Origin of the sequence: Salarchaeum japonicum (assembly GCF_049705945.1) — an archaeon.
Classification (GTDB): Archaea; Halobacteriota; Halobacteria; order Halobacteriales; family Halobacteriaceae; genus Salarchaeum; species Salarchaeum japonicum_A.
This window is the reverse complement of sequence record NZ_JBNAMV010000004.1, coordinates 954,979-974,842: the sequence shown is the minus strand read 5'-3', so window position 1 is coordinate 974,842 and position 19,864 is coordinate 954,979. Positions and strand designations below refer to the sequence as shown.

The 19,864-nt window shown below is 68.9% G+C and carries 25 protein-coding genes; 12 read left to right on the top strand and 13 right to left on the bottom strand.

Annotated features, from left to right (window positions below; translation table 11 throughout):
- Nucleotides 1–43: 43 nt before the first annotated feature.
- The 5 genes from ACOZ4O_RS06945 to ACOZ4O_RS06925 all read left to right on the top strand — a co-directional run bounded on the left by ACOZ4O_RS06945 (nt 44) and on the right by ACOZ4O_RS06925 (nt 3,636).
- Complete coding sequence (locus ACOZ4O_RS06945) at nt 44–2,032, top strand: aconitate hydratase (RefSeq protein WP_424524583.1); 1,989 nt, start codon at nt 44–46, stop codon at nt 2,030–2,032.
- 78 nt (nt 2,033–2,110) lie between these two features.
- On the top strand, nt 2,111–2,311 hold the full coding sequence (locus ACOZ4O_RS06940; protein WP_424524582.1) for a hypothetical protein: 201 nt from the start codon (nt 2,111–2,113) through the stop codon (nt 2,309–2,311).
- 41 nt (nt 2,312–2,352) lie between these two features.
- The gene (locus tag ACOZ4O_RS06935) at nt 2,353–2,835 is read left to right on the top strand and encodes a GNAT family N-acetyltransferase (protein ID WP_424524581.1); all 483 of its coding nucleotides are present in this window, start codon (nt 2,353–2,355) and stop codon (nt 2,833–2,835) included.
- A 28-nt stretch (nt 2,836–2,863) separates the two neighbouring features.
- Entirely contained in the window at nt 2,864–3,211 is a 348-nt protein-coding gene (locus tag ACOZ4O_RS06930) for a DUF5810 domain-containing protein (RefSeq protein ID WP_424524580.1), read from the top strand.
- Nucleotides 3,211–3,636 carry a DUF5809 family protein gene (locus tag ACOZ4O_RS06925; protein WP_424524579.1) on the top strand — a complete coding sequence of 142 codons (426 nt, stop codon included), beginning with the start codon at nt 3,211–3,213 and terminating at the stop codon, nt 3,634–3,636. Before ACOZ4O_RS06930 ends, ACOZ4O_RS06925 begins: the two co-directional genes overlap by 1 nt.
- Here the strand turns inward: ACOZ4O_RS06925 and ACOZ4O_RS06920 are convergent.
- Nucleotides 3,606–4,034 (bottom strand): metal-dependent transcriptional regulator, encoded by a 429-nt coding sequence (locus tag ACOZ4O_RS06920; RefSeq protein WP_424524578.1) that lies wholly within the window; start codon nt 4,032–4,034, stop codon nt 3,606–3,608. The two genes, ACOZ4O_RS06925 and ACOZ4O_RS06920, sit on opposite strands and share 31 nt — an antisense overlap.
- A gap of 63 nt (nt 4,035–4,097) precedes the next feature.
- Here ACOZ4O_RS06920 and ACOZ4O_RS06915 point away from each other — a divergent pair, with 63 nt between their 5' ends.
- Nucleotides 4,098–4,634 carry an NUDIX hydrolase gene (locus ACOZ4O_RS06915; RefSeq protein ID WP_424524577.1) on the top strand — a complete coding sequence of 179 codons (537 nt, stop codon included), beginning with the start codon at nt 4,098–4,100 and terminating at the stop codon, nt 4,632–4,634.
- A 38-nt stretch (nt 4,635–4,672) separates the two neighbouring features.
- Nucleotides 4,673–5,029 carry a rhodanese-like domain-containing protein gene (locus ACOZ4O_RS06910; RefSeq protein ID WP_424524576.1) on the top strand — a complete coding sequence of 119 codons (357 nt, stop codon included), beginning with the start codon at nt 4,673–4,675 and terminating at the stop codon, nt 5,027–5,029.
- Between the two features lie 261 nt (nt 5,030–5,290).
- Here the strand turns inward: ACOZ4O_RS06910 and yciH are convergent, their stop codons facing one another.
- The 6 genes from yciH to ACOZ4O_RS06880 all read right to left on the bottom strand — a co-directional run bounded on the left by yciH (nt 5,291) and on the right by ACOZ4O_RS06880 (nt 11,531).
- Nucleotides 5,291–5,584 carry a stress response translation initiation inhibitor YciH gene (yciH, locus tag ACOZ4O_RS06905; protein WP_424524575.1) on the bottom strand — a complete coding sequence of 98 codons (294 nt, stop codon included), beginning with the start codon at nt 5,582–5,584 and terminating at the stop codon, nt 5,291–5,293.
- On the bottom strand, nt 5,584–7,788 hold the full coding sequence (locus tag ACOZ4O_RS06900; protein WP_424524574.1) for a transglutaminaseTgpA domain-containing protein: 2,205 nt from the start codon (nt 7,786–7,788) through the stop codon (nt 5,584–5,586). Before ACOZ4O_RS06900 ends, yciH begins: the two co-directional genes overlap by 1 nt.
- Nucleotides 7,785–8,765 (bottom strand): DUF58 domain-containing protein, encoded by a 981-nt coding sequence (locus ACOZ4O_RS06895; RefSeq protein ID WP_424524573.1) that lies wholly within the window; start codon nt 8,763–8,765, stop codon nt 7,785–7,787. The genes ACOZ4O_RS06900 and ACOZ4O_RS06895 overlap by 4 nt, the downstream gene beginning before the upstream one ends.
- Nucleotides 8,762–9,745 carry an AAA family ATPase gene (locus ACOZ4O_RS06890; protein ID WP_424524572.1) on the bottom strand — a complete coding sequence of 328 codons (984 nt, stop codon included), beginning with the start codon at nt 9,743–9,745 and terminating at the stop codon, nt 8,762–8,764. The genes ACOZ4O_RS06895 and ACOZ4O_RS06890 overlap by 4 nt, the downstream gene beginning before the upstream one ends.
- A gap of 78 nt (nt 9,746–9,823) precedes the next feature.
- Nucleotides 9,824–10,783, bottom strand: coding sequence for a 5,10-methylenetetrahydromethanopterin reductase (locus ACOZ4O_RS06885; RefSeq protein ID WP_424524571.1), 960 nt, complete (start codon nt 10,781–10,783; stop codon nt 9,824–9,826).
- Nucleotides 10,770–11,531, bottom strand: coding sequence for a coenzyme F420-0:L-glutamate ligase (locus tag ACOZ4O_RS06880; RefSeq protein ID WP_424524570.1), 762 nt, complete (start codon nt 11,529–11,531; stop codon nt 10,770–10,772). Before ACOZ4O_RS06880 ends, ACOZ4O_RS06885 begins: the two co-directional genes overlap by 14 nt.
- An 89-nt stretch (nt 11,532–11,620) precedes the next feature.
- Between ACOZ4O_RS06880 and ACOZ4O_RS06875 the strand changes: the two genes are divergently transcribed.
- Both ACOZ4O_RS06875 and ddh read left to right on the top strand, forming a co-directional pair.
- Nucleotides 11,621–12,832 (top strand): NUDIX domain-containing protein, encoded by a 1,212-nt coding sequence (locus tag ACOZ4O_RS06875; RefSeq protein WP_424524569.1) that lies wholly within the window; start codon nt 11,621–11,623, stop codon nt 12,830–12,832.
- Nucleotides 12,833–12,973: 141 nt separating this feature from the next.
- Complete coding sequence (gene ddh, locus ACOZ4O_RS06870) at nt 12,974–13,900, top strand: D-2-hydroxyacid dehydrogenase (RefSeq protein WP_424524568.1); 927 nt, start codon at nt 12,974–12,976, stop codon at nt 13,898–13,900.
- A 157-nt stretch (nt 13,901–14,057) separates the two neighbouring features.
- On the opposite strand, the gene engB is transcribed toward ddh, so the two are convergent.
- Complete coding sequence (engB, locus tag ACOZ4O_RS06865) at nt 14,058–14,675, bottom strand: GTP-binding protein EngB (protein ID WP_424524567.1); 618 nt, start codon at nt 14,673–14,675, stop codon at nt 14,058–14,060.
- Nucleotides 14,676–14,778: 103 nt separating this feature from the next.
- On the opposite strand from engB, the gene ACOZ4O_RS06860 reads away from it, so the two are divergent.
- Together ACOZ4O_RS06860 and ACOZ4O_RS06855 are read left to right on the top strand one after the other, a co-directional pair.
- On the top strand, nt 14,779–15,465 hold the full coding sequence (locus tag ACOZ4O_RS06860; protein ID WP_424524566.1) for an SIMPL domain-containing protein: 687 nt from the start codon (nt 14,779–14,781) through the stop codon (nt 15,463–15,465).
- A gap of 39 nt (nt 15,466–15,504) precedes the next feature.
- A complete protein-coding gene (locus tag ACOZ4O_RS06855; protein WP_424524565.1) occupies nt 15,505–16,803 on the top strand; it encodes a TIGR00341 family protein in 1,299 nt (432 codons plus the stop codon).
- Between the two features lies 1 nt (nt 16,804).
- Here ACOZ4O_RS06855 and ACOZ4O_RS06850 read toward each other — a convergent pair whose 3' ends face one another.
- The 5 genes from ACOZ4O_RS06850 to ACOZ4O_RS06830 all read right to left on the bottom strand — a co-directional run bounded on the left by ACOZ4O_RS06850 (nt 16,805) and on the right by ACOZ4O_RS06830 (nt 19,468).
- Nucleotides 16,805–17,764 carry an NOG1 family protein gene (locus ACOZ4O_RS06850; protein WP_424524564.1) on the bottom strand — a complete coding sequence of 320 codons (960 nt, stop codon included), beginning with the start codon at nt 17,762–17,764 and terminating at the stop codon, nt 16,805–16,807.
- Nucleotides 17,765–17,932: 168 nt separating this feature from the next.
- Nucleotides 17,933–18,223: a phosphoribosyl-ATP diphosphatase gene (hisE, locus tag ACOZ4O_RS06845; protein WP_424524563.1), complete on the bottom strand. Its 291-nt coding sequence runs from the start codon at nt 18,221–18,223 to the stop codon at nt 17,933–17,935.
- The gene (locus ACOZ4O_RS06840) at nt 18,220–18,663 is read right to left on the bottom strand and encodes a bifunctional nuclease family protein (protein WP_424526152.1); all 444 of its coding nucleotides are present in this window, start codon (nt 18,661–18,663) and stop codon (nt 18,220–18,222) included. The genes hisE and ACOZ4O_RS06840 overlap by 4 nt, the downstream gene beginning before the upstream one ends.
- An 8-nt stretch (nt 18,664–18,671) precedes the next feature.
- Nucleotides 18,672–19,265 (bottom strand): pyridoxal 5'-phosphate synthase glutaminase subunit PdxT, encoded by a 594-nt coding sequence (pdxT, locus tag ACOZ4O_RS06835; RefSeq protein ID WP_424524562.1) that lies wholly within the window; start codon nt 19,263–19,265, stop codon nt 18,672–18,674.
- 41 nt (nt 19,266–19,306) lie between these two features.
- Entirely contained in the window at nt 19,307–19,468 is a 162-nt protein-coding gene (locus tag ACOZ4O_RS06830; RefSeq protein ID WP_424524561.1) for a preprotein translocase subunit Sec61beta, read from the bottom strand.
- 106 nt (nt 19,469–19,574) lie between these two features.
- On the opposite strand from ACOZ4O_RS06830, the gene trxA reads away from it, so the two are divergent.
- Nucleotides 19,575–19,844, top strand: a complete 270-nt coding sequence (gene trxA, locus ACOZ4O_RS06825; protein ID WP_424524560.1) for a thioredoxin — start codon at nt 19,575–19,577, stop codon at nt 19,842–19,844.
- Nucleotides 19,845–19,864: the final 20 nt, after the last annotated feature.

Genomic DNA, 19,864 nt, shown 5'->3' with positions numbered 1-19,864 from the left:
ACACGCGGGATTTATAATCGTAGACAGTGGAGTTTCGGACGCTATGGGACAGACGATTACCGAAAAAATCCTCGACGACCACCTCGTCGAGGGTGAACTCGAGACCGGCGAAGAAGTCGGCCTCGAGATCGACCAGGTCCTCACTCAGGACACGACAGGGACGATGGTCTGGCTCCAGTTCGAGGCGCTCGAACTCGACGAAGTCCAGACGGAACTCGCCGCGCAGTACTGCGACCACCAGACGTACCAGTTCGACTTCAAGAACACGGACGACCACCGCTTCCTCCGCAGCGCAGCCGGCACGTACGGCGCGTACTTCTCCCGGCCCGGGAACGGCATCTGCCACCAGGTCCACAAGGAGAACTTCGCCGCACCCGGCAAGACCCTCCTCGGGTCCGACAGCCACACGCCGACCCCCGGCGGCCTCGGCCAGCTCGCCATCGGCGCAGGCGGCCTCGACATCGCAGTCGCCATGGGCGGCGGCGCGTACTACGTCGAGGTCCCCGAAGTCGTGAACGTCCAGCTCGAAGGCGAACTCCCCGAGTGGGCGACCGCGAAAGACATCGCGCTCGAAATGCTGCGCCGCCTCTCCGTCAAGGGCGGCGTCGGCAAGATCTTCGAGTACACGGGCGAGGGCGCGGAATCCCTCACCATCCCCGAGCGCACCACCATCACGAACCTCGGGACGGAGCTCGGCGCGACCTCCAGCATCTTCGGCACGGACGAGAAGACGAAGGACTGGCTCTCCCGGATCGGCCGGGAGGACGAGTACGTCGAACTCTCCCCGGACGAGGACGCGGAGTACGCCGACACGGTCACCATCGACCTCTCCGACCTCGAACCGCTCATCGCGGAACCGTCCATGCCCGACAACGTCGTGCCCGTTCGCGAAGTCGAGGGCGTCGACGTCGAACAGGTCATGGTCGGCTCCTGCACCAACGGCGCGTACGAGGACATCCTCCCCGCCGCGAAGATGGTGGAGGGCCGCGAGGTCGCGAAGCACACCGAGATGATCGTCGCACCCGGTTCCAAGCAGGCGAGCGAGATGCTCGCCCGCGAAGGCTGGACCGCCGAGATGATGGCGGCCGGCGTCAACTTCAGCGAAGCGACGTGTGGCGCGTGTATCGGTATCGGTCACGTGCCCGCCTCCGACTCCGTCAGCCTCCGGACGTTCAACCGGAACTTCGAGGGTCGCTCCGGCATCGAGGACGACTCCGTCTACCTCTGCAGCCCCGAGGTCGCCGCGGCCGCGGCCATCACGGGCGAAATCGTCGACCCCCGCGACCTCGCCGACGAACTCGGCGACCTCGAAGCCCCCGGCCTCGAGATGGGTTCGACGTACAGCCCCGGCATGGGCCAGGACGACCCCGACATCATCAGCCCCGACGAGGCCGTCGACGACGACCTCATCAAGGGCCCGAACATCGGCGACGTCCCGCTCAAGGACCCGCTCGACGCCCACCTCGAAGGTGAAGCCCTCCTCAAGATGGAGGACAACATCACCACGGACCACATCATCCCGGCGACGTCCGACATCCTGAAGTTCCGCTCGAACGTCCCGAAACTCTCCGAGTTCACGCTCTCGCGCGTCGACGACACGTTCGCCGAGCGCGCGAAGCAGTCCGACGGCGGCTTCCTCGTCGCCGGCGAGAACTACGGTCAGGGGAGCTCGCGCGAACACGCGGCGCTCTGCCCGATGTACCTCGGTATCGAGGGCGTGCTCGCGCAGTCCTTCGCCCGCATCCACAAGGCGAACCTGTTCAACTTCGGCCTCCTCCCGCTCACCATTGACGAGGACGCCTACGCGAAGATCGAACAGGGCGACGACATCGAAATCGTCGACGACGTCGAAGAAGCCGTCCGGTCCGGCCAGGAGGAGTTCACGGTCCGCGTGAACGACGACTGGGAGGCGACCGGCAACCTCGACGCGTCCGAGCGCGAACGCCGTATTCTCGCCGCCGGTGGGAAGCTCTCCCTCACGAAGCAGCAGTACGGCGACGACAGCGGCACGGCGTCCCCCGCGGACGACTAACGCCACACCTTCTCTCTATCTTTCACGTCGCGTAGCGACAGCGCCACCTATACGTGCGCGCTCGCCCTCCATTCCTGTATGGAGTTCCTGCTCGCGGACTCGATAATTCCACACGCTCGCGCCGTCTACGTCGTCTTCGCTCTCTGGCTGCTGTCAGTCGTCTGGGTGAACGTCGATTCGGACGAGCACGCGCCCGAGTCCGGACTGCGGTGGACGCTCGCCACCGTCGTCGGCGGCGTGTTCGTCGCCGCGCTCTACGCGTACGTCGCCCGCGAGTAGGGCCGCAGGCCATTTACCCGCGCCACACCAACGATTCTGGTATGGCATCGGGGGACCCGTTCCAGCACGCGGGCATTCGACAAGCCGACCAGGGCGACCTGCTGGACGTGTTCCGCATCGAGAAACAGGCGTTCGAGCAGCCGTGGCCGTTCTCGGCGTTCGAACGCTACCTCGGCGAACCCGGGTTTCTGGTGGCGGAACGCCCCGAGGCCGCGGCGCTCGCGGGGTTCGTCGTCGCGGACACCATCCCGAACCACGGCCGGCCGCTCGGCCACATCAAGGACCTCGCCGTCCACGCCGACGACCGCGGCGATGGACTCGGCGGCGCGCTCGTCGACCGCGGCCTCGCCGTGCTCCGCGCGCAGGGCGCGCGCTCGGCGAAACTCGAAGTCCGTCGGTCGAACGACCCCGCAATCTCCCTCTACCGCGAACGCGGCTTCGAGTACTACCGGACGCTTGACCGGTACTACGCCGACGGCGAGGACGCGTTCGTGATGGTCGCGCGACTCGCGAACCACGAGTAGTTAGTGTCTCGCGCTCCCAGTCTTCTCCATGAGTGGCTACGAGTGTCCCGTCTGTGGCGTGCCGCAGGCAGAAGCCGACCATCTCGCGAACCACGTCGCGTTCGCGGCGATGCTGGACGAGGCCGACCACGAGGCGTGGCTGGACGAGCACGCGCCCGACTGGAACGAGATGAGTCAGTCCGAACTCGGTGCGGTCGTCGTCGAGTACGCGCCCGAGTCCGACGTGGAGTTCGAGGAGGGCGAGCACGCGCACGCGGAACAGCACTTCGCGCAAGAGGGTGGGTACGGCCGCGACGACCTCGGCGGCGACGAGCAGGCAATCGTTGAGGAGGCGATGGAACTCACCCAGGAGATGCGAGAGGGGGACGAAGAGTGATGGAGACGCACGGCATTCTCGCGCCCGAGACGGACGGCGAGGTTCGCGCGGCGTACGAGGACGTGGGGCCGGCCGCGCAGAACGTCACCCGCGAGGTCGCGAAGGCGATGGAGTTCAGCAAGGAGGAGTACGGCGAGCGCGTCACCGGCGAGGTCGTGGAGACCGCGCGGGACGCGCTGTTCGCGAACCTCCTCCGAGTCCACTCCGGCACCCGCGACGAGTTCGAGGAATGGCTCGACGGAACCGACTACGAGGTCGCGGAGAACGGAAGCGACGATGTCGACCACGTCGCCTGGCACGTCGTCGAATTCGAGGACACGGTCGTGACGGCGTCATACCAGAACGAACCGGCGGCCGCGCGCGGCACCCTCCGCCGCATCGTCCACGGGAAGTACTACCGGGACGCGCTCCGGACGGACGACTGACACTCGCTGTACTCCGCGTCCGGCGCGTCGCACTCGCCCGAACACGGATGGTCGATGAACGACTTGAGCGCCGCGGCGACCTCGCCCGAGAGCGCGTGCCCGAACGCCGTCACGTCCGCGTCCTCGTCGTCCACGAGGTTCTCCGCGAGACAGCGCTTCCAGAGGAGGTCGCGCGCCACCGCCTCGCCCTCCTCGGTGAGGGTCGCGCCCTCGTATCGCTCGTACGCGACGAGGCCGCGGTCCGCGAGCGTTCCGATTCGCTCCGTGACGCTCGCCGGACTCACGTCCAGTTCCTCCGCGAGCTCCCCGGTCTTCGCGGGGCGGCCAGCGGTCTCGCTCGCGAGGAGGATGGCGCTCACGTACCGTCCCTCGCTCTCCGACACCGCGGGCGTGCTCATACACGCAGGTCGCGGCGCGCGCCGAATAAGTGTGTTCATGGTCTCCGCGGCGAACACTCGCACATGGACGACTGGACGCTCCGCGAGTCGGTCACGGAGTACGAGACGCCGTGGTACACCGGCGGCTACGACCGCCTTGAACAGCCGGACGGCAGCGAGAAGAACTACTACTGGGCGTCCCTCCCGGACGCCGTCGTCGTGGTCGCGCTCGACGACGATGACGTGGTGATGGTTTCCCAATATCGCCCCGTCATCGACGCGCACTGCCTTGAACTCGTCGCCGGCATCGTCGAGGACGAGTCCTACGAGGCCGCCGCGCGCCGCGAACTCCGCGAGGAAACCGGCTACGATGCCGAATCCGTCACCCTCGTTGAGGAGTTCGCGGTCGCGACCGGCGTCCTCCGGCACAACCGCGGCATCGTCGTCGCGGAGGGGCTCAGCGAATCCGCCGAAGGACGCGAACTGGACAACAACGAGTTCCTCACCGTCGAACGCGTCCCGCAAGCCGACGCGCTCGCCCGCGCTCGCGCCGAACAGCCCGCGAACGACGCGACGCTCGAAGGCCTCCTGCTCGCGAGCGCGGACAACTACCTGCCCTGACCGCGACGCTTAACCGACTCACCACCCACTCGATGCGTATGGACGGCGAAATCGAGCCCGACGAACTCGAAGAACGGCTCGGCGACGACATCAGGGTCGTGGACATCCGAAACAGCCTCGCGTTCGACCACGGCCACATCCCCGGCAGCGAGAACATCCCGTTCAACGAACTCCCGCAGCGCGTCGACGCGCTCGACGGCGCACGCCACGTCGTCACCGTCTGCCCGCACGGCAAATCGAGCGTGCAGGCCGCATCGCTCATCAAGTCCTACGAGGGAATCAGCGAGGACACGCCCGTCGAGAGCCTCGCCGGCGGCCTCGACGCCTGGAACGGTCCGCTCGACTCCAACACGGCAGACCGCGAGGCCGACGAAGGCCCGCAGAGTCCGTTCTAACCCCGTACCGTCGTTCGACGCGAGGTCGTCCTCCATACGAGCCTGCAGATAACGAAACGAGCGCGTACCCGGCCTCTACTAAGACACGCGGCGACTTTCCGCGAGCGAATGGCTCGAAGAGCCTGAGTGAAGCGGTTCTCCGAGCGCGGAGCGCTCGGGCCAAGGAGCGACTACGCGCCGAAGGCGCACAGGAGCGACGCAGCGCTTTTGCCCGAGATTTTGCCGAGTGCGCCCGAAGGGCGCACGCAGCGCAAAAGGTCGTTAGGCGACGTTGAATCCCTTGTCGCGGAGGAAGTCCTCGACGCGACCGGAGTGATTGCCCTGGAGTTCGATTTCACCGTCTTCGACGGTGCCTCCGCATGCGAACTTGGACTTGAGGTCCGACGAGAGGCTGTCGAGGTCGACGTCTTTCGGGTCGAGTCCTTGAATAACGGTGACTTCTTTTCCGTAGCGGCGCTCGTCGATGCGGATTGACACCTGTTGGGACTCTTTAGCGACGTCCTCACAGACGCATAGTTCCTGGGGCAATCCACACGTCGAGCAGACTTCCGACATTACGGTTTGAAGTAGGAAATCGTCCTATTAAACAGTGTCGCCGGACGCGTCTCTCGGCCGGTTTCCGAAACGAGGGCCGCGGCGAGCGCGGTCGCGCGGTCGGCGTCCGCCGCTGTGACACTCCCGCCGTAGGTAGCGCGTTCGCGGAGCGTGGCGAGTTCGCGGGCGCGGCGGTCGGCGTGCACGGCGTCCAAGTACTCGGTCACCGTCTCGCCGCGCTTCCGCGGGCGGTTCGTGCGCTCGACGAGGTAGAGCGTGCGCTCGAACGCGCCGACGACGCGCTCCTCGGGGCTGCCGCGCGGACTGGTGCGCATCCAGACGAACCGGTACGCGCGCGCGGCGGCGCCGGAGCGATGGGCGGCGGCGAGCAGTCCGCCGACCAGTATCGTCCAGACGGCCGCGGTTCCGGGCGGTACGTCGGGAAGCACGCCGCCGTTCCCGTCACCGCCGCTCCCGCCCTGTGCGCCCGCGGGGTCGGTGACGTTCACGCCGCCCGGGTCGGCGACGGTTCGGATGCCGCGCGTGGGGTCGAGGCCGGGCCCGACCTGCGTCGAGCCGTTCGTTGTCGTCGTGTTCTCGGTCCGCGTCGTGGTCGTGGCTGTCGTGGTGTACGTGCCGTCCTCGCTCCCGTCGGTGTCGACGCCCTCGACGCCGTCGTCGCGGGCCTCGGCGACGGTTTCGCTCTCCACGCTCTCGCGGGGGTTTCCGGGCGTCGGGTCGAAGCGCACCCAGCCGGTGTCCGGGAAGTAGACTTCGACCCAGGCGTGCGAGTCGACGCCGCGCACGACCCAGGTGTCCTCGCTCACGCGCTGTCCGGGCGTGTACCCGACGACGTACCGCGCGGGAACGCCCTGCGTGCGCAACATCATGGCCATCGCGGACGCGTAGTAGACGCAGTAGCCGGCTTCCTGTTCGAGGATGAACTGATTCACGAGGTTGCCGTCCGGCGTCGGCACGGACAGCGAGTACTCCTTGTTCGCCTCCAGCCAGGACTCGACCGCTCGCGCCGTCGCGTACGGCGTCTCCGCGCCCGCGGTGATGTTCGCGGTGAGCGACCGCACCGCGTCGCTCGTGCTCTCAGGCACCTGGAGGTAGCGGTCGCGCACGTCGCTCGGGTAGTCCGTCCCCGCCCGCCGGAGTTCCGCGGTGGTCGCGTTCAGGACCGCGCTCTCGACCGTGTAGGAGTCGCCGTTGTCGAGCGCGCCGTCCGGCCGCGGGTTCCCGAACGCGCTCACCGTGTGGTCCGCGCCCGACACCCGAATCGGCGTGGCGGCGGCGGGCATCACGCCGAGCGGCTGGCGCGCCGTCACCTCCTGCGTCACGCGCTCGGTCCGTCCGGGCGGCGCGTCCAGCACGCCGCCCTCGTCGGGCCCGGTTGCGCGCACCCAGCCCTGGCCGGTGAACCGGTCGTAGACGCCCGCCCGCCAGTACTCGGACTGCTCCGACTCGACGACGAACTGGACTTTCGGGGAGAGCGTGATACTCCCGCCGACGCCGACGCGGTCCCCGGCGACGGCGAGCGACCCCTCGGGCGCGGTCGCCGACTGCGGGACGAGCGGATTGCCCGTGCTCGGCACGGCGCTCACCGTCGCGGACGCGAGCACCGCGACCGCGAGCACCGCGGCGACGACCTCGACCTGCCGGCGGCGGCCGTGGTGGACGTCGAGCGTGCCGAACCCGAGCGCGCCGAACGCGCCGAGCACGCCGACCATCGTGCCGACCGCGCCGCTGTCGCCGGTGAGCACGAAGAACCCGAGCGTCAGCCCACCAACGGCGGCGCTCGCGGCGTAGTTCTCGCGGAGCGCGAAGTACCACGTCAGAAAGACGGGCCCGGGTGTGACGGCGAGCGCCCACGCGCCCGCCTCTGCCATCCGCAACACGGAGAAGCCGGTGAGGAGCGCGATGGTGTCGGAGAGCACGCGCTCCCCGGAGAGCGCGGCGGCGTACACGTCCGGCATCACGACGACGTAGACCGCGAGTCCGCCCGCGAGCAGGACGGTGGCGAGCGCGGCGGCGAGGCGCTCGGGGAGCGCGCGGAAGAACACCGCGAGCGCGAGCGAGGCGACGACGAGCGGCCCGAACACGGAGACGCCGCCGACAACGTCCACGACGTGGTAGAGCACGGAGAGGAAGGACGCCGTCACCATCGCGACGGACGCGAGCGCGGCGAACCGCCACGGCCGCACCGGGAACCGGTCGCTCATGCGTCCGCCCTCCGCGCGCCGACCACGTCCCGGTACCGGCGCGCGCGGTCCCCGGCGCTGATTTCCACGCGCTCCGCGACCGACCGAACCACGATGTCCGCGTCGTCGCCGGCACCGCCCGGGAGACGGCCGTCGTCCAGCAGCGCGAGGTGCGCGAAGACGACGCGCCGGTGCGCGTCACCCGTCGCGGGCGACACTGACCCCGTGGCCGTGGTGACGCCGACGGAGATACCGGCGTCGAGGAGGTGCGCGACGACGCTCGCCGCGGCCTCCGCGACCGCGTCCGCGCGCCCGCCGCCCGCGTCCGCCGCGACCACCACGCGGTTCGTCGCACCCTCGCCCGCGAACGTCGTCACGACGAGGTCGCCCGGGCGTTTCGCGCTCGCCCGCCAGTTCACGTCCCGCAGCGGGTCGCCGCGCTGGTACTCCCGCAATCCCTCGAACTGTCCGCGTTCGTCCGTCACGCCGATGTAGCCCGTGAGGAGGCCGGCGGTGTCCGTGAGGTCGTGGACGCGCGGGAACACCGTCACGCGGTCGACCTGCGCGTACCGGAACGTCCGCGACCAGAGCCCGAACGGGTCCGTCGCAACCAGTTCGGTCGGACCGATGCCGTGCTCGCCCCGTTCCGCGAGTTCGATCTCGAACGAATTCTCGCGGCCGTCCGCCACGGTCTCCAGACGACCGTTCCCGACGAGGCCGTCCGCGAGCGACTCCCGGACGCTCACTGGGTACTCGTGGCGGGCGTCCACCGCGATGTCGACCGTCCGCGTTTCCCCCTGATGGGCGTGCTCGGGCACGGTGCGCGTCACCGTCGGACGGTCGTAGCGCGCGACGTACACCCCAGTCAGCACGACGGCCGCGGCCGCGGGCATCACGACGACGTTCAGGCTTCGCCCGCCGAACAGCCAGCCGAGCGCGAACCCCGAGAGCGCGACCGCGGCGACCGCCCACCCCCGACGCGTCGGGCGAGCGCTCATGCCTCCGGGTCCACGCGCGACAGCGCCTGCTCGACGATTCGCTCCCCCGCCTCGCCGCCGACCGCGCCGCCCGGGTCCGCGCGGATGCGGTGCGCGAGCACGGACGGCGCTTCCGCCTTCACGTCGTCCGGCGTCACGTACTCCCGACCGTCCAGAGTCGCGCGGCCCTGCGCCGCCCGGACGAGCGCGATGGAACCACGGGGACTGACGCCGAGGCTCGCGTGCTCGCGCGTGTAGCCCGAGAGACGCGTCACGTACTGCCGCACCGGCTCCGCCACCGTCACCGACGCCGCGGTCGCGCGCGCCCGCCGCAGGTCCGCGACGGACGCCACCGCGTCCACGGAGTCGATGGGGTGGTCGCCGACCGCGCGCTCGATGACCGCGACCTCCTCGTCCGGACTCGGGTAGCCGAGGTGGAGTTTCTTCGTGAACCGGTCGACCTCCGCCACCGGGAGTTCGTACGTGCGGTCGCGCTCCACCGCGTTCTGCGTCGCGATCACGGTAAACGGGTCCGGGAGCGGGTGCGTCGTTCCGTCCACCGTCACCTGGCCTTCCTCCATCGCCTCCAGCAGCGCCGCCTGCGTCTTCGGCGGCGCGCGGTTGATCTCGTCGCCGAGCACGACGTTTCCGAAGATGGGGCCCGGCTGGAACTCGAACTCGCGGGTCTTCTCGTTGAACACGTGCGACCCGGTCACGTCCGCGGGGAGGAGGTCGGGCGTGAACTGGACGCGGGAGAAGTCGCCGTCGACGGAGCGCGCGACCGTTCGGGCGAGCATCGTCTTCCCGACGCCGGGAACGTCTTCGAGGAGGAGGTGGCCGCCCGCGAGCACGGCGGTGACGATGTGCTCGATGGCGTCCCGGTTCCCGACGATGACGGTTTCGACGTTCTCGACGAGCGACCGCGCGAGGTCGCTGGCGTCCGCGGCTGAAAACGGTGCTGCGTCGGGCGTCGCGTAGGGGGATTCGAGGGAGTCAGTCATGTGAACACGGGCCGCGACTATCGTCCGCACGGACGGGCGCACCGAAGGTATGTTTGTTGGTCCCGCTGACCGTCGCCGCTACGCGTCCGCGAGCAACTCGATGGCCGCCTCGCGGTCCGGGCCGAGCGGCGACCCCGCCACCACGCCGTCCACGTACTCCCGGATTCGGTTGAGTCGCTCCCCGACCTCGGCGGGCGTGCCGGCGACGCAGAACGCGTCCAGCATCCGCTCCGACACCGCGTCGAACGCCGCGTCGAACTCGCCCGCCTCGATGTGCTCGCCGACGCGCTCCGCGCGCTCGTGGCTCACGCTGTGCCGGTCGAGCACGGGCGGGGCCGCGCCCGCGGCGATGAACGCGACCGGCGGCCGCGCCGCCGCCCGCGCCGCCTCGCCGTCCGTCGCGACGCTCACCGACGCGAACGCCACCGCCTCGAACGCGCCCCGCTCGTCGGGCCGCTCCCCGAGCCCCTCGTCGAGTCGATCGCGCGCCCACGCGAAGTCGTCCGGATGGCTCGCGTTCACCAGCGCGCCGTCCGCGTGCTTCGCCGCCATCCGCAGCATGTGCGGCCCCTGCGCCCCCACGTACACCGGAATCCGGCCCGGCTCGAAGTTCAGGCCCGCGTCCCGCGCGACAAACGTCCCGTCGTGCTCCACGCGCTCGCCGTCCCACAACCGCTGCGCGACCTTGAACGACTCCAGCACCCGGCGGAGCGGTCGGTCGCGCTCCACCCCGAGATTCCGCAGGGTCGACGCGTCGCCCGCGCCGATGCCGAACACCGCGCGCCCCCTGCTAAGTTCGTCCAGCGTCGCCGCCCGGGACGCCAGCGCCACCGGATGCGTCTCGTAGGGGTTCGCCACGCCCGGCCCCAGTCGAACCGACTCCGTCGCCTCCGCCGCGAGCGCGAGCGCCTGGAACGGGTCGCGGTTGTTGTAATGCGCGGACGCGAACACCGTGTCGAACCCCGCGTCCTCCGCCCGCGCCGCCAATCCCGCCACCTCGCGTACGGGAATTTCGGGCGTGAGCTCAATTCCCCGCATACGACCACCCCCGGAGCGCCTGCCGCACGAAGTCGCCCGAAACCTCCCGATAGAGCTCCTGGGAGCCGTCGTGGTCGCCGAACTCGAACTCCCGCACCACCACCACGGGCGTCCCGCCGTCGCCCTCTCCGGAGACGAGGTTCGCCGTCGCCGCGAGTTCGTCCACCACGCTCTCCACCGTCACTTCGAGCTCGTGGCCGTCCCGGTCCGCCTCGCCGCGCCAGTCACGGGACGCCGGCATCCCCGCCCAGCCGAGCGTGACGCCGCGCTGGCCGTGCCGGAACGGCCGCCCCGACGTGTCCGTCACCAGCACGGGACAGTCCACCGGTAAGCCCTCACGGATGCGCTTCGCGCTCTTCGAGGGCTGTTTCGGCAGCAGCAGCAGGTCGTCGCCGCCCGTGTTCGACCGGTCGATACCCGCGTTCACGCCCACGTGTCCGAACCGGGTTTCCGTGAGGAGGAACGGCGCATCCATCAGGACATCCGTGGACTCCTCCAAGACCGCCTGCGCGCACCGCGGATCCTTCTCCTCGCCCGTCACCGACTCCAGCCGCGACGCGAGTTCACGCGCCCGCGGCCCCGCCGGATACTCAGAGAGGGACGCTGTCCGCCCCTCCGCCTTCGACACCACCGTGCTCGCCACGCACACCACGTCGTCCTCGCGGAGGCTCACGCGGTCCGCGACGAGCGCCGCGAGGTCGTCGCCCGCCTCGATTTCGGGGAGGCCGGGCACTGCGAACGCTTCCATACCTCCACTGCTCGCCGTCGCGTGAAAGAGACGGCGGTACCGGATGTTCCGGCCTCACCGCCTATGTGGCCGCAGCGTCGAGAACGAGCATGGACGAAGTGCACGTCGTCACGTGCGTGCTCCGGAACCGCGGCCGCGTGCTCCTCCTCCGGCGAAGCGACGCCGTCGGCTCCTACACCGGCCGCTGGGGAATGGTCGCTGGCCACGCCGAAGGCCAACCCGACGAACAGGCCTGGGTCGAAATCGTGGAGGAAACGGGGCTCCGCGACGCTTGCACGCTCGTTCGACACGGCGACCCGTTCACCGTCACCGACGCCGAGCGCGGCACTCGCTGGGTCGTCCACCCGTCGCTCTTCGACTGCGCGACCCGAGATATGACGCCGAACGAGGAAACGACCGACTGGGAATGGGTCAACCCCGTCGAGATACGACGCCGCGACACCGTCCCCGAACTCTGGACGTCCTATCGGCGAGTCGCGCCGACGCTCGACACAGTTCGAAACGACCGCGAACACGGGTCCGCGTGGCTCTCGCTGCGCGCGCTCGAAGTCCTCCGCGACGCCGCCATCGACGGCGACAGCCGAAGCGACATCGCCGCGCTCGCCCGCGACCTCCGGGACGCCCGCGACATGGGCGTCGTCACGAACCGCGTGAACCGCGCGATGGCGACCGCCGACTTCGACGCGTTCGCCGACGCGGTTCAGGCCGTCATCGACGCCGCCGCCGCGGCGGACGAGCAGGCTGCCGCGCGGGCCGCGGATCGACTCACGAACGAAACCGTCGTGACGCTCTCGCGCTCCGGCACCGTCCAGCGTGCGCTCGAAACCGGCGACCCCGACCGCGTCATCGTCGCCGAATCCCGGCCCGAACGCGAGGGAACCACGGTCGCCGAAGCGCTCGCGCCCGCTGTCGACGTGACGCTCACCACGGACGCCGCCGCACCCGGTCTGATCGCGGACGCGGACCGCGTAATCGTCGGTGCGGACGCCGTCCAGCCCGACGGCAGCCTCGTGAACAAGACCGGCACGTACCCGCTCGCGCTCGCCGCCGCCCGCGCCGGCGTCACCGTCGACGCCGTCTGCGCTCGCGACAAGATAGCGACCGACCGCGTCGATCCAACCGAGGAGAGCGATCACGCACTCGTCTACGACGGGGACGCCGACCTCAATGTCGCCGCGCCGCTGTTCGAGACCGTGCCGAACGACCTTGTGGATTCCGTCGTCACCGAGACGGGCGTGCTCGACGCCGCCGACATCGAACGCGCCGCCGCGGAACATCGACGGATCGCGGACTGGGAGTGAAACGCCTATACTCCGGGACGACGAACCCCGAGTGGGCGACAGTGACGAGGTGTTACCCCCACCGAGCCCCTTGTGACGAGGCCTTCTTCCCGAGTCGCCCGTTCCACAACGTTCAATCGGACGCCCGAAGTAGCCGCGAGCATGGACGTCACACACCTCGGCATCCACGACTCCGTCTCCATCGTCTTCCCGCCGGAGCGACTGCTCGACGCGCTCGAATCGGTCGACCCCGACGTGTCCATCGTCAGTGACGACGACCTCGACAGCGTCGACGCGGTCGTGACCTTCCTCCACCGCGACGCCTTCCTCGACAGCGTGCAGTGGGTGCACTCGATTCAGGCCGGCTACGACCGATTCCCGCTCGACGACTTCGAGGACGCCGGCGTCGTCTTCACGAACAGCTCGGGGATCCACGGCGCGTCCGTCGGCGAGTACGCGATCGGCCAGATGCTCGCGCTCGCGCGCCGCCTCCACACGTTCCGGGACGCCCAACACGAGCGTTCGTGGGACCGCCCCGACTGGGACGAGCCGTTCACGGTGTTCGACGAACCACTCACCGTCGTCGGGCTGGGCGCGCTCGGACAGGGTATCGCGCGGCGCGCCGACGGCGTCGGGATGCGCGTCACCGGCGTCCGCCGAACGCCCGTGAAGACGCCGCACACGCGCGAGGTATACGGCCCGCAGGACCTCCACGACGCCATCGAAAACGCGCGGTTCGTCGCGCTCGCGTGTCCCCTCACCGACGAGACCGAAGGCCTGTTCGGGTCGGAGGAGTTCGCGGCGATGCGCGACGACGCCTACCTCGTGAACGTCGCGCGCGGTGAAGTCGTGCAGGAAGGCGCGCTCGTGGACGCGCTCGACGACGGCGAACTCGCGGGCGCGGCGCTCGACGTGTTCGCGGACGAACCCCTCGACCCCGAGTCGCCGCTCTGGGACTACGAGGACGTGCTCGTCAGCCCGCACGCCGCCGCCGCCGAGCGCGACTACTACGAGCACATCGCCGACCTCGTCCGACAGAACGTCCTCCACGCGAACGCGGACGAGGAGTTCGTCAACCGCGTCGCCTAGGGCGTTCGGGCAGCACACCACGCGCACGGGACTCGCCGCCGCTCACCGAATCCGCTCCCGTGCGTCGACTCTCAGAACATACCGACCGCTGGCCGCGCCCTCCTATTTGAACGTTCGTCCGGTGTACGAAGATGCTGCTCTGACAGCGTAACGCCGGCTAAAAGAACTTCTTGAGGTCGTGGCGCTTGTGGTCTTCGAGATGACTGTTGATGGCGTCCTCCAGCGCGCCGATGTTGCCTTTCTTCGCGGTGATGGGGGCGATGGTGTCCGTCCACTGCTTCCAGGGCGGGAGGAGGCCGAAGCGGTCGGCGATGTCGTCGAGTCGCTCGTCCTTGTCGTCGACTTTGTCCATCTTGTTCACGGCGATGACGGTGTCGATACCGAGTTCGCGGAGGAGGCCGTACATTTCGACCGTGTGCGGAATGCTTTCGTCGGTGGTGTGGCGGTCGATGATGTCGACCGCGCTCTTCCCGTCGAGCACGATGACGCCGACGAGGATGTTGTCCGCGTACTCCTCGAGGTAGTGAACGATGTCGGTTTTGATGGACTCCTGGCGCTCCTCGGGGACGCCCTGCATGTACCCGAACCCGGGGAGGTCGGTGATGACGAAGTCGTCGCTCGCCCAGTCGTAGTGGTTCGGCTCCCGGGTGACGCCGGGTTTGCCGCCCGTGCTGAACGTGTGGCCCGTTATCTCGCGCATTATCGTGGACTTCCCGACGTTCGACCGCCCGATGAGGGCGACTTCGTCGGTGCGGTCGGGCCGCGTCTCGAACATACTATTTCTATTTCGTCCCGGCGGGTAAGCCTGCCGTCGTGACACAAGCCGCGCTTTGAGTTATAGCGAGGTTGATACCGAGTGATGGCGTCTCGACGACTGTATGACGAAGAAATTGCTCTCCGTGCTCGGACTCGCGGTGCTCGTCGCGACCGCCGGCTGCCTCGGCGGCGTGCAGGCCGCGTCGTCCGACGACACGACGACGAAGACCATCGACGTCTCCGGGTCGGAAACCATCTACGCCACGCCGGACCAGGTCGTCCTCCACATCGCAGTGGAAGCGACCGGTGACTCCGCGAGCGACGTGCGCGACCAGCTCGACGCTGGTGCTGCGGACTTGACGAGTTCGCTCGAATCACAGGGTGTTGCGAGCGAGGACATCGTCAAGTCGCGCTACGACCTCGCCGTGCGCGACCGCGAGTCCGGCGAGACCTACCGCGGCGTCCACGCGTTCCGCGTGACCTCCGACGACGTGGAGAACGCCGGCTTCCTCGTGGACGTGGCGCTGTCGAACGGCGCGAACCGCGTCGACGGCGTCCAGTTCACGCTCAGCGAGGAAACCCGCGCGGACCTCCACCGCCAGGCGCTCGCCGCGGCTGTCGCCGACGCGCGCGGTGACGCCGACGCGCTCGCCGACGCCGCCAACCTCAGCGTCACGGGCGTGCAGGCCGTCTCCACGTCCGACGTGAACTACGTCTACAGCGGCAGCGTCTCGACCGCGAGCACCGAAATCCGCGAGAGCTCGGTCGCCGTCACTGCCACGGTGTCCGTCACTGTCACCGCCGCCTAACCCCGAAACCATTTCTCCCCGCGCGCCGTCGGTGGCGTCGTGCGACTCATCCAGGTGACGATTCCCGCGGGCAAGCGGGACGCGGTGCTCGGCGCGCTCGACGACGAGGGCGTCGACTACGTCGTCACGGAGGAAGTGAGCGGCCGCGAGTACACCGCCGTCGTCTACTTCCCTCTGCCGACGAACGCCGTCGAACCCGTGCTCGCCACGCTCCGCGAGGTCGGCCTCGGCGAGGACGCCTACACGGTCGTTCTGAGCGCCGAGACAGTGATATCGCGGCACTTCGACCAGCTCCAAGCCGAGTACGAGGAGGAGGGAAGCGAGGACCGCATCGCGCGCGAGGAACTGAAGGCGAAGGCGGGCGACCTCGCGTCCGCGGTTCCGACGTACGCCATCATGACCGTCGTGAGCGCCGTCATCGCCACTGCCGGCCTCCTCCTCGACTCCCCCGCGACCGTCGTCGGGTCGATGGTCATCGCCCCCCTCATCGGGCCGGCGATGGCCGCGAGCGTCGGCACGGTCGTGGACGACAGCGACCTGTTCCGGCGGGGCGTCCGCATGCAGGCGCTCGGCCTCGGTCTCGCTGTCGGCGCCGCCGCCGTGTTCGCGCTCGGCGTCCGCACCCTCAACCTCATCCCGCCCGGCCTCGACCCCTCGACCATCGGCCAAGTCCGCGAGCGCCTCGCGCCCGACTTCCTCTCGCTCGCCGTCGCGCTCGGCGCCGGCGTCGCCGGCGCGATCAGTCTCACCACGGGCGTCTCCTCCGCGCTCGTCGGCGTCATGATCGCCGTTGCGCTCATCCCGCCCGCCGCCACCGTCGGCGTCGGCATCGCGTACGGCCTCCCGTCGATGGCGCTCGGGTCGGGCGTGCTCGTGCTCGTGAACATGCTCTCCATCAACCTCGCCGCGCTCGGCGTGCTCTGGCTCTCCGGGTATCGCCCCGAAGATTGGTTCCGGCAGTCCGAGGCCCGCGCCGCGACCGTCAAGCGCGTCGGCGCGCTCGTCGCCGCTATCGCCGTGCTCTCCGTCTTCCTCGGCGGCGTCACGCTCGCGTCCTACCAGCACGCGAACACCGAACAGACCGTCTCCGCGGAGACCGAGGCCGCGCTCACCGCGCCCGAGTACGCCGACCTCACCTTCCTCAGCGCGGACGTCGAGTTCACGGACGGAATCGTGTTCACGCAGTCACCGACACGAGTCATCATCACGGTCGGCGCGCCGCCGGGTGGCACCTATCCCGGACTCGCGGACGTGCTGGACGACAGGATAGACGCCGCGCTCGGCACTGACGTGGCGGTACAAGTACGGTTCATCGAGATAGACACCGCGAGCGGCTAACCTAGTTCTCGAACGGGAGTTCCGCGTCGTAGTCCACGGCGTCGACCGCGGCGGCAAGCACGCTGCCGACGTTCTCGCCCGTCTCCACGCTCAGGTAGTAATCGGCGTCCGCGTCAGTGGAGAGGTCGCTCTTGTTGCACGCCACGACGAACGGCGCGTCCGAGAAATCCTCACGCAAGTCCTCGAGGAGCGCGTACTGGTCGTCGAGTTCGTACCCGCAGGTCTCGCTCGCGTCCAAGAAGAACAGGATGGCGTCCGCGGCGTGCGCGACCGCCGACACCGCCTGGTTCTCGATGTCGTTGCGCTCCTCGCGCGGCCGGTCGAGCAGGCCGGGCGTGTCCACGAGCTGGTAGCGGATGTGGTCGCGCTCGATGTGCCCGACCCGGACGCCCGTCGTCGTGAACGGGTATTCCGCGGTCTCGTTTCGCGCGTTCGTCACCGAGTTCACGAACGACGACTTCCCGACGTTCGGGTAGCCCGCGACCACGATTGTCGGCTCGTCCGGCCGGATGTCGGGGAGCTTCGAGAGCTTGTTCCGCGCGTCGTTCAGGTACTGGAGGTCGTCCTCGACCTCCCGCATCACGGACCCCATCCGCGCGAACCCCTGCTTGCGGAGTTTCCGCGCGCCGTCCACGTCGCCCGGGAGTTTCCCCTGGTACTCGCGGCCGAGCTCCTTCGTCTTCCGGGACGCCCACCCGACCTCGGAGAGACTCGCGCGAATCTCGTCCACGTCCGCGACCGCGTCCGCGAGTTCGTAGTAGAACGGGTCGACCTCGCCGAAGTCCGGCCACGCAGTCACCACGTTCTCCAGGTTGTCCGAGAGGATGTTCGACGCCGTCTGCAGCATCGACTCCTGTGCCTCCCGCCCGTGCTTCGCTCGCCCCGACCGCGCCGCGCGCGAGAACGCCTTGTCGATGAGTTCCTCCGACTTCGGGGTCGTCGGAAGATCCTCGAAAATCATACGCCACCCTATTCGCGCACGGCTTAAAAGGCCGTTTATCGGCGCTCACACCACCGTCTCCCGCTCGGCTGTGCTCGCCACGCTCGCACACCGCTCACGGCAAAACCCTGGACGAAAAAGGCGCGCACTCCGTGCGCGTGAACGCCTCACTTCGTTCGGCGATGCCAGCTATCCGCGCCGCTCGCGAAGCTCTTCCAGAAGCTCTTCCACGTCAACGTCGTTCTGCGCGAGGACGACGAGCATGTGGTAGATGATGTCGGCGCCCTCGTGCGCGAGTTCCTCGCCGTCGCTGTCCTTCGCGGCGAGCACGAACTCCGTGGCTTCCTCGCCGAGTTTCTCCAGTGCGGCGTTCTCGCCCTTCTCGTGGGTGAACAGACTGGCCGTGTAGGAATCCTCCGGGAGAGTTTCTTTCCGGTCTTCGATGACGGCGTAGAGGTCGCGGAGGAGGTCGTCGCTCATCGCGCCACCTCCCGAATGTCCTCGAAGTCCGCGTAGTTCGCGAGCGGTTCGCGGGCGTCCTCGAACACCTCGCGCGCGACCTTGATGGGTGCGTTCGTGCGGGCGACGAGCGCGACCGCGTCGCTCGGCCGACAGTCCACCACAGCGCTCGACCGCGGCGTGTCGACGTGGAGGTCCGCGACGAACGTTCCCTCCTCGACGCCGCGGATGACGGCGTGGTCGACGCGCCCGCCGAGTTCCTCCACGAGGTCGAGCGTCAGGTCGTGCGTGAGCGGCCGCCCGAAGTCCTCCGCGTCCAGGCCGCGCGCGATGGACTCCGCTTCCTCGAACGCGATGAACACCGGCAGCACGTCCCGTCGGTCCTCAACGCCGAGCACGAGCACGGGCACCGGGCCGTCCGGACTGCCCGCGACCTTCACCGCCTCCACGGAGGCGTCCAGCAGGTCGCTCACGCCTCGGCCTCCGTGAAGAACGCGAGGTCGTGGATGCGGCTATCGTTCGTCAACTCCGGGTGGAACGACGTGCCGACGACCGGGCCGTCCCGAATCGCGACCGGCCGTTCCTCCCAGGATGCGAGCACCTCCACGTCCGGCCCGACCTCCGCGATGAGGGGTGCGCGGATGAACACCGCCGGGAACGGCTCGGAGAGGCCCGCCACGTCGAGCGGTGCCTCGAAACTGTCCGTCTGCCGGCCGAACGCGTTCCGGTCGACAGTCGCGTCCACCAAGTCGAGCGTCTCCACGCGCTCGTCGCGCGCGTCACGGGACGACACGATGAGACCGGCGCACGTCGCGAGAACCGGTTTCTCCTCGGCGACGTGCTGTTCGATTTCGTCGTCGATACCCTGCCGGGAGAGGAGTCGAGAAATAGCGGTGGACTCCCCGCCCGGAAGCAAGAGCACGTCGCACTCCGGAACGATTCCGGACTTCCTGATTTCGACGACCTCGGCGTCCCGGCCGTGGTTCGCGGCCGCTCGCCGAATCGCGTCGCCGTGTTCGCTGACGTCGCCCTGCACGGCGACGACACCGGCTGTCAGACTCATACTCGGAGGTTCGCGGGGGACCGGTTTATGCGCCCCGGAACTCAGACCATCATGCTGAGAACGAGGATGGCGATGCCGAACAGGACGCCGGACGCGACGACGGACTTCGGACCGACGCGGATCGCGTTCGAACTCTCGGAGTCGAAGTACCGGACGAGTCCCGCGCTCGACATCAGGCCGCCGGAATTCTGACCACTGCTCATATCCCGGTATCGGGGCTCGGACCGCCTAAACCTTTCCATGGATGGCGGCAAGCGCCGTGCTCTGAGAAACCCTTATGCGAGCGGAAGAGCAAATCCTGATAGACCGATGACTGTCACCCTCAAAGACTTCTACGCCGACTGGTGTGGCCCGTGCAAGACGCAAGACCCGATCCTCGAAGAACTCGAGGAGGACTGGGGCGACCGCGTCCAGTTCGAGAAGATCGACGTGGACGAAGCGCAGGACGTGGCGAACGAGTACCAGGTTCGCTCCATCCCGACCATCGTCGTGGAGAACGACGACGGCATCGTCGAGCGGTTCGTCGGCGTGACGCAGGCCGAGAAGCTCGAAGCCGCGTTCGAGGAAGCGGGCGCGTAATCGCGGATTCTTCTTCGTTC